Source organism: Bacteroidota bacterium (genome assembly GCA_039111535.1).
GTDB lineage: Bacteria > Bacteroidota > Rhodothermia > Rhodothermales > JAHQVL01 > JBCCIM01.
Map to the genome: position 1 here is coordinate 1 of JBCCIM010000250.1, position 7,712 is coordinate 7,712.

The 7,712-nt window shown below is 52.1% G+C and carries 9 protein-coding genes; all 9 read left to right on the plus strand.

Annotated elements, in window-relative coordinates:
* Positions 1-311 (plus strand): anthranilate phosphoribosyltransferase (locus AAF564_24455; protein ID MEM8488721.1); only part of this gene is annotated, 311 nt, incomplete at its 5' end.
* A 3-nt stretch (positions 312-314) separates the two neighbouring features.
* Positions 315-1,118, plus strand: coding sequence for an indole-3-glycerol phosphate synthase TrpC (gene trpC / locus AAF564_24460; GenBank protein MEM8488722.1), 804 nt, complete (start codon positions 315-317; stop codon positions 1,116-1,118).
* Positions 1,115-1,765: a phosphoribosylanthranilate isomerase gene (locus AAF564_24465; protein MEM8488723.1), complete on the plus strand. Its 651-nt coding sequence runs from the start codon at positions 1,115-1,117 to the stop codon at positions 1,763-1,765. Before trpC ends, AAF564_24465 begins: the two co-directional genes overlap by 4 nt.
* Positions 1,766-1,769: 4 nt before the next feature.
* Positions 1,770-2,987, plus strand: coding sequence for a tryptophan synthase subunit beta (gene trpB, locus AAF564_24470; GenBank protein MEM8488724.1), 1,218 nt, complete (start codon positions 1,770-1,772; stop codon positions 2,985-2,987).
* A gap of 50 nt (positions 2,988-3,037) precedes the next feature.
* Positions 3,038-3,838 (plus strand): tryptophan synthase subunit alpha, encoded by an 801-nt coding sequence (gene trpA / locus AAF564_24475; GenBank protein ID MEM8488725.1) that lies wholly within the window; start codon positions 3,038-3,040, stop codon positions 3,836-3,838.
* An 18-nt stretch (positions 3,839-3,856) separates the two neighbouring features.
* The gene (locus AAF564_24480) at positions 3,857-5,026 is read left to right on the plus strand and encodes a DUF4837 family protein (protein MEM8488726.1); all 1,170 of its coding nucleotides are present in this window, start codon (positions 3,857-3,859) and stop codon (positions 5,024-5,026) included.
* 113 nt (positions 5,027-5,139) lie between these two features.
* On the plus strand, positions 5,140-6,063 hold the full coding sequence (hisG, locus tag AAF564_24485) for an ATP phosphoribosyltransferase (GenBank protein MEM8488727.1): 924 nt from the start codon (positions 5,140-5,142) through the stop codon (positions 6,061-6,063).
* Positions 6,063-6,608 carry a cyclic nucleotide-binding domain-containing protein gene (locus AAF564_24490; GenBank protein ID MEM8488728.1) on the plus strand — a complete coding sequence of 182 codons (546 nt, stop codon included), beginning with the start codon at positions 6,063-6,065 and terminating at the stop codon, positions 6,606-6,608. The genes hisG and AAF564_24490 overlap by 1 nt, the downstream gene beginning before the upstream one ends.
* A gap of 1 nt (position 6,609) precedes the next feature.
* Positions 6,610-7,641, plus strand: a complete 1,032-nt coding sequence (locus tag AAF564_24495) for an AI-2E family transporter (GenBank protein MEM8488729.1) — start codon at positions 6,610-6,612, stop codon at positions 7,639-7,641.
* The last annotated feature ends 71 nt before the right edge of the window (positions 7,642-7,712 follow it).

The following is a 7,712-nucleotide window of genomic DNA, read 5'->3' on the forward strand; positions in this document are numbered from 1 at the left end:
AAGCCGGCAAAGGATGCACCGAGCAACAGCTCACACCTGCCACTTTTGGTTTGCAGGAAAATCCGCTAAGCAGCATCAAAGGAGACTCAGCTGCAGAAAATGCCGGTTTACTGCTCGGCGTGCTGGAAGGCAATGCCGGCCCGCACCGCGATATTGTGTTGATGAACGCTGCGCTCGGACTCTGGACAACCGGCCGGTTTAATGGCCTCGAAGACAGCTACCAGGCTGCCCGGATCAGTATCGACTCCGGACAAGCTCGCCACGCCCTCACACGCCTTGTTGAAGCCTCACAAAAAGCCCCCAAAGCCTGATCAATGAGTATTCTGGACAACATTGTTGCTGATACGCGGGCCCTGGTGGCCTCACAAAAAACCCGCGTATCCATTGGCGCACTCCAGCGCAGCCCGCTCTACAATCCGCCACGGATAGATTTTGAGCAGGCTTTGCGGGCAACAGGACTTTCAGTTATCGCTGAAATCAAAAAAGCCTCGCCCTCCAAAGGCGTGATTCGGGCTGATTTCAACCCTACACGCATTGCTGCGCAATACACAGCCGGTGGCGCAAGCGCTATTTCGGTATTAACCGAACCGCTACATTTTCAGGGCAGCTTGCAATACCTGGCAGACGTACGCGAGACCACAAAACGCCCGCTCCTGCGCAAAGACTTTATCATCGACACCTACCAGTTGGAAGAAGCCCGGGCACACGGTGCTGATGCTGTGCTGCTCATTGCCGCTATTCTCGACAAAAAACAGCTTTATGACCTACACAAAGCAGCCCATGAGCTGAATCTGGCCTGTCTTGTGGAGGTGTACGACGCGGCTGAAATGGACCGTATTGACTTTGACCAGGTGCGCATCCTCGGCGTCAACAACCGCGATCTGCATACGTTCAGCGTAAACCTGCAACACTCAGTTGATGTGTTTACCAATGCACCAGCAGAAGTTATCAAGGTGTCGGAAAGTGGCATACACACGGTTGACGATCTTGCTTATCTGCAAACAAATGGAAGTGATGCCGTACTGATTGGCGAGACGTTTATGCGGGCAGATGACCCTGGACAAAAACTCGCAGCGATGCAACTGGAATTATCAGAAAAAGTAGCGGCAAACCCATGAGCCATACAAAAATCAAAATTTGCGGGATCACCTCGCTGGCTGATGCGCGGTACTGCGCCGGCGCTGGCGTTGACTATCTCGGATTCATCCAATACCCGGAAAGCCCCCGGTATATTCCAGCATCTGAAGCCAAAGCCATCATAGAGTGGCTCTACGGCCCGGAAACAGTTGGTGTATTTGTCAACGAAAGCGCCGAGACCGTAAATCGTGTTGTTGCGGAGACCGACTTCGACGTTGCCCAAATTCACGGTCAAATGCTACCCGATGAAATTGCCCGAATCTCCTGCAAAACCATAATGGCATTGGCCGTTACGGAGGAAACTACGGAGGCTGCCTTACGCGGCCAGTTGGCAACTTACGAAGATGCCGTCGACTATTTCCTGCTCGACACAGCAAAAGCCGGCCTCTATGGCGGCACCGGTGCAACCTTCAATTGGGACATTGCCCGCAACCTGACCGCAGAATACCCTTTGTTTATAGCCGGCGGACTCGGCCCCGATAATATCGCAGAAGTCATTACCACCCTCTCCCCCTTTGCCATCGATCTATCAAGCAGCGTTGAATCCAGTCCCGGTGAAAAAGACTTTGATAAACTGGGTGAACTGTTCGACGTTTACGATGCATTTAGAGCACCAGAAAGTGAATAACCCTATGTCAGATACTGCACTCCTGGAAGAAACCTATGCTGCCCCCGACAGCCTCGGCCATTTTGGCCCATATGGGGGCACGTTTGTACCCGAAATCCTCATACCAGCCATTGAGCAGCTCAAGGCAGCTTACGCAGCATCAACCACCGATGCGGCATTTCAGGCTGAGTTTGAAGCCTTGCTCACCGATTACGTGGGCCGGCCAACGCCCTTGACCTATGCCAACAGGCTGACCGATCACTTTGGCGGCCCCAAGCTCTACCTGAAGCGCGAAGACCTTTGCCACACAGGCGCCCACAAAATCAACAACACCATCGGGCAAATATTGCTTGCGCGTCAGATGGGCAAAACGCGGATTATCGCAGAGACCGGCGCCGGGCAGCACGGTGTAGCAACGGCAACCGTTTGCGCCAAGTTTGGGATGGAATGCATCGTTTACATGGGTGCAGAAGACACAGAGCGACAACTGCTCAACGTGCGCAGAATGCAATTGCTTGGCGCTGAAGTGCGCCCGGTTACCAGCGGCAGCCAAACCCTCAAAGATGCCACCAACGAAGCCATTCGCGACTGGGTAACCAACGTCGAAGACACCTTCTACATTATTGGCTCAGTGGTTGGCCCACATCCATACCCGATGATGGTGCGCAATTTCCACCGCATCATCGGTGATGAGACAAAAAAGCAGTTACTTGCTGTTGAGGGCCGGGAGCTTCCCGATGCTGTGATTGCCTGTGTAGGCGGCGGCTCCAATGCAATGGGCATCTTTTACCCTTTTATCAACAACCCGTCTGTTGCCTTGCATGGTGCAGAGGCAGCGGGTGAAGGCCTCAATGGGCGGCACGCAGCAACCCTGACAAAAGGCAGTCGCGGTATTTTGCATGGCGCCATGAGCTATTTGCTACAAGATGATGATGGGCAAATCGAGCTTGCGCATTCAATTTCAGCCGGCCTCGATTACCCCGGTGTTGGCCCCGAACACGCCTACCTAAAAGACTTGAACCGGGTCACGTATCACCCGGTCACCGACGCAGAGGCCATGGAAGGCGTAAAACTGCTTTCTACCACAGAAGGCATCATCCCGGCCCTGGAAACAGCCCATGCGCTCGCATGCATAAAACCTGTAATCTCAACCCTGCCCAAAGACGCTGTCGTTGTGCTCAATTGTTCAGGACGTGGCGACAAAGACATGGGGACCATTTCTAGCCAGCTATTTAACGCTTAATCGAGGAAGGAGCCATCAAAGAAAACAGAATCAAATCGCACCTGGCACAACTGAAGGCGCGCAACGAAAAAGCGATGGGAATTTTTGTCACGAATGGATTCCCGGAACGCCATGCTACAGGCGCCATCCTCGAAACCATCGATGCAGCCGGGGCCGACTTTATCGAACTTGGGATGCCATTCAGCGATCCGCTAGCTGAAGGTCTGCCGATCCAGCAGTCTAGCGAACAGGCGTTGCGAAATGGCGTTACCATGAAAGACGCGTTCAAAACAGTAGAAACCTTCCGCAAAAAGAGCGATACGCCCCTGCTCCTGATGGGCTATTTAAACCCGGTTTACCGCTACGGCGTGAGCAACTTTTGTAAAGATGCACACTCTTCAGGTGTAGATGGGCTTATTCTCCCGGATCTTCCGCCCGAAGAGAGCAATTTGATTCGGGAGGCCGCTGCTGCCCACAATTTGAACCTGGTATTCCTGATTGCGCCAAATACACCCGACGACCGCATTACGCAAACCGATGCCCTGTCATCAGCCTTTGTGTACGCTGTTTCAATGACTGGCCTCACGGGTACCGCTATCAACGGAATGGACGCCGTATCCACCTACCTGCAACGGGCGCGTACCCTGGTAAAAGAAAATCCGCTTATGGTTGGCTTTGGCATCAAATCATTTGACGATGCCATGCGTTTGAGCGAGCACACGGATGGTTTTATCGTTGGTTCTGCCGTTATCAAGCTGCTGGAAAAACTCTGGCAAGATACTACGCTTACCGACGAAGCCCGACTGACCCAGCTTCGCGCCTTCGTGCAACAGTTGAAGTACGGCACTAAAGATGCTTCCGTACCAGCATAACTCTAGATACCCGCATACATGAATCGACTGTCTTTGAGTACTGAACCCACCCACCTGGTTTCTCGGCAGATGAAATCTTTTTGGACCCTTGTAGCTGCCCTCAGCCTGTTTGTCATCGCCGGCTGCTCTGGCAACGCTGATTACCGCCCGCGTGCTGTTGGCCCGGAAGGTATTGTCACCGTTGTCATCGACTCAACACAATGGAATGGTGTTGTTGGCGAGGCTATCCGCGAAACGCTTGGCGGCTACATTCAAACGTTACCGGTACCCGAACCAGCGTTTAAGCTTCAGCCTGCTGCCCTGACCTCCATGCAAGCCCTGGAAGTTGTCAAAAAACAGAAAAACGTGGTGATCGCTGCACCACTTGATGACAGCAGCAACACAGTATCCCAGTTTCTATCGAGCCGGCTGGATGAATCAGTCAAGGAGATGATTGCATCCGGATTGCCGGCCATTATCCCGCGCCCCAACCTCTGGAGAAAAGATCAAATGGTGGTCTACCTCACAGCGCAGACCCCGGATGAACTGGCTGCTTCCATTTACGAGAAATCCGACGACCTGCTTTACACATATAACAACATCACCCGGGAGCGTACCGAGGTTGAGATGTTCAAAAAAGGCAGGCAGGCAAATATCGAAGAAAACCTGTTGGAAAAACACGGCTTTGCTGTAAATGCACAGCACGACTATTTTGTGGCCGTAGACACAACCAATTTTGTGTGGCTTCGCCGTGTCATTTCAACTGAAACCTGGCGCAGCCTTTTTATCTATTTCGAAGACAACGCCAACCCCGGCGACCTGTCAGCCGACTGGGTCTACGCAACGCGCGACTCCCTTACCAAACAGTACGTTCAGGGCACGATGAACGGCTACGTCGAAATTGACCGCCGACGCAACCTGCGCACAGAAAACATCAATTTCCTCGACCGATACGGCTTTGAAACCCGCGGCCTGTGGCATATGGTCATTGAAGATGGTGGCCAGGTACTCCCTGCCGGCATGGGTGGTGCATTTGTGACCTATGCCTTTTACGATGAAGACAGTGGTCGTAACTACTTAATAGACGGGATGGTGTTTGCACCCAACTATCCTAAACGCGAGTTTTTACGACAGCTCGAAGTTATTGCCCATACCTTTAGATCCCAGCAGGAGTTGGATGAGACCACAGAGCTTGCCCAAAGCGAGTAACCTCGGTACCGCGGTCCACCCCGCACCTGCTTTACATCAAACCTTTATTCTGACCACGCTGACATTCAGCACATACCCAAACACTTAAACAAGAGCAGCAACCTTTGCCCGCCATGCAAACGCAAAACGATTCCTCCCTTCTGGAAGCAACAGACGACAAAAAACAAGTGTTACGACTCGGCCTCCCAAAAGGCAGCCTGCAAGAAGCTACATTCGAGCTTCTTAGCCGTGCCAGCTACCATTTTAGTGTCCGGCACCGCTCCTACCTGCCGTCTATTGATGATGAAGAATTATCGGCCATGCTTGTGCGCGCGCAAGAAATGGCACGATATGTAGAAGACGGCGTGTTCGACGTTGGCATTACGGGCAAAGACTGGGTCATCGAAACAGACGCAGACATTGTGCCAGTAGCAGACCTCATTTATTCCAAAAGCAGCATGCGCCCAGTCCGCTGGGTGCTTGCCGCACCGGAGAATGGCGATATCAATTCTGTGAAAGACCTTGAAGGAAAGCGCATTGCTACAGAAGTTGTGAACATCACCCGCAAGTGGCTCGACAAACACGGTGTAACCGCTGATGTCGAGTTCTCCTGGGGAGCAACGGAAGTGAAATGCCCTGAGCTGGTTGATGCCATCGTTGAAGTAACGGAGACCGGGGCTTCCCTGCGGGCCAACAAACTCAAGATTGTAGAGGTGTTGATGGAGTCGAATACGCAGCTTATCGCCAATAAAGCAGCGTGGAATGACCCATGGAAGCGGCAAAAGATTGAAAAAATTGCTATGCTGATGGAAGGCGCTATTCGGGCTGAAGGCCGTGTGGTCCTAAAAATGAATGCCCGCCGGGAAAGTGTTGACAATATTGTCAAGTGTTTGCCGGCCCTACGCATGCCAACCATTGCCCCCCTTGCCTTTGGCGAGGAATGGGTTGCTATCGAAACGGTAGTGGAAGAACGCAAAGTCCGCGATCTGATCCCCGAACTCAAACGCGCCGGCGCTGAAGGCATCATTGAGTACGAACTTAACAAGATAATTCCTTAATGCACGGTTTATGGGCTAACCTTTTCAAAGGCAGTGGCCCCAAAGAAGACACACGCAAACTTCTACAGCATACCAAGATTTTTGCCAGGCTATCCAATCGAGAATTGGACAGCATCGATCGGATTATGTATCGCCGCTACTATGAAGCAGGGGAAACTGTTTTTCAACAGGGCGACCCCGGCATTGGCATGTACATCATCCAGTTTGGCAACATCTCTATTGTTCAAATGCCGGCCGAGCATGAGCTTGCAGAACTGCACGCCGGCGACTTCTTCGGCGAAATTGCCCTCCTAAACGAGACCCCGCGCTCAGCTGCAGCTGTAGCAAAAACAGACTGTACCCTGCTCTGTGTCAGTCAGCCTGATTTGTTGGGCCTCTTCAAACGCAATCCCAAGCTGGCCTACAAAGTGCTCCTCCCACTGTCGCAAATCACCGGACAACGCGTAATCCAGCTTGACCACGACGTCCTCACGCTGCACCAACGCATCGAGGCGCTATCTGCCCAGGCTGATAGGACAGAAGCTGAAGGCGTAAGTGGTGGCTGACATGCAACAGAATACGTCGTGGGGTAGAATTGCTGTTTTCCTGCTGATTGGTTTCAGCATTATGTTTATGCTGTATCAGCTGTCCGATATCCTGAAGCTGGTCGTTATCTCTGCCCTCCTGGCCTACCTGTTTGATCCATTTGCCACCTCGCTTGAAGCATACGGCTTCTCACGCCTCATGGCTACGCTTGCCATTTTTGCAGCCTGTACCGTTGTGCTTGGGCTGCTTTCCTTTTTTGTAGTGCCCATTGCGATTCAGCAGTTTGGCATGCTCAAAACCGGAGAACTCATTCAGCAAATCGACTTGCTCGTGGCTGATCTGCAAATGCGACTGGAAGGCCCATTGAGTAGTATTGGTGTACAGGATCTTGATTTGAAGTCTTCTTTTCAGTCGAATGTAACAGGCTTCCTCAACGACTCTATTAACTATTTCCCAAGCCTGCTTTCCACCATCGGCAACCTGGTCCTCATTCCCTTCCTCATGTTTTTCTTTATCAAAGATGCGCGGACCATGAAAAAGGGATTTATCGATATTGTGCCAAACCGGTACTTCGAGTTTTCCCTGAACGTACTCCAGAAAATGGATGCGCAGCTCGGCAATTATCTTCGCGGTCAGTTCCTGGTTGCTGCAATCATTGGGTCGCTGGCCACACTGATCCTGTGGTTTTTGAATGTTGACTTCTTCATGGTGATTGGCCCCCTTGCCGGCCTCGCCAACATGATTCCCTACGTTGGCCCTGTCGCCGGCGGCTTGCTGGCGATCATCGTTTCCGTGGTAACCACTGGTTCATTCGAAACGATACCCGGGATTGTCATCGCATTTGCGCTCATTCAAACGCTCGACAATACCCTGCTGCAGCCTTTGATTCTCTCAAGAAACGTTGAACTACACCCCATGCTCATCCTGCTTGCTATTCTAGTGGGCGGCAAGCTCTTTGGTGTAGTCGGGCTCCTGCTGGCTGTACCTTTTACGGCTATTGTTAAGGTGATCGTTGTCGAAACGTTTATTAACCTCCGCCGCTACCACATATGAACGCGCTCCGACAAGGCCTATACACCACCTGCTTGTTTTTTGCTTTGTTGCTTGGCAACGCGTGCAGCAAC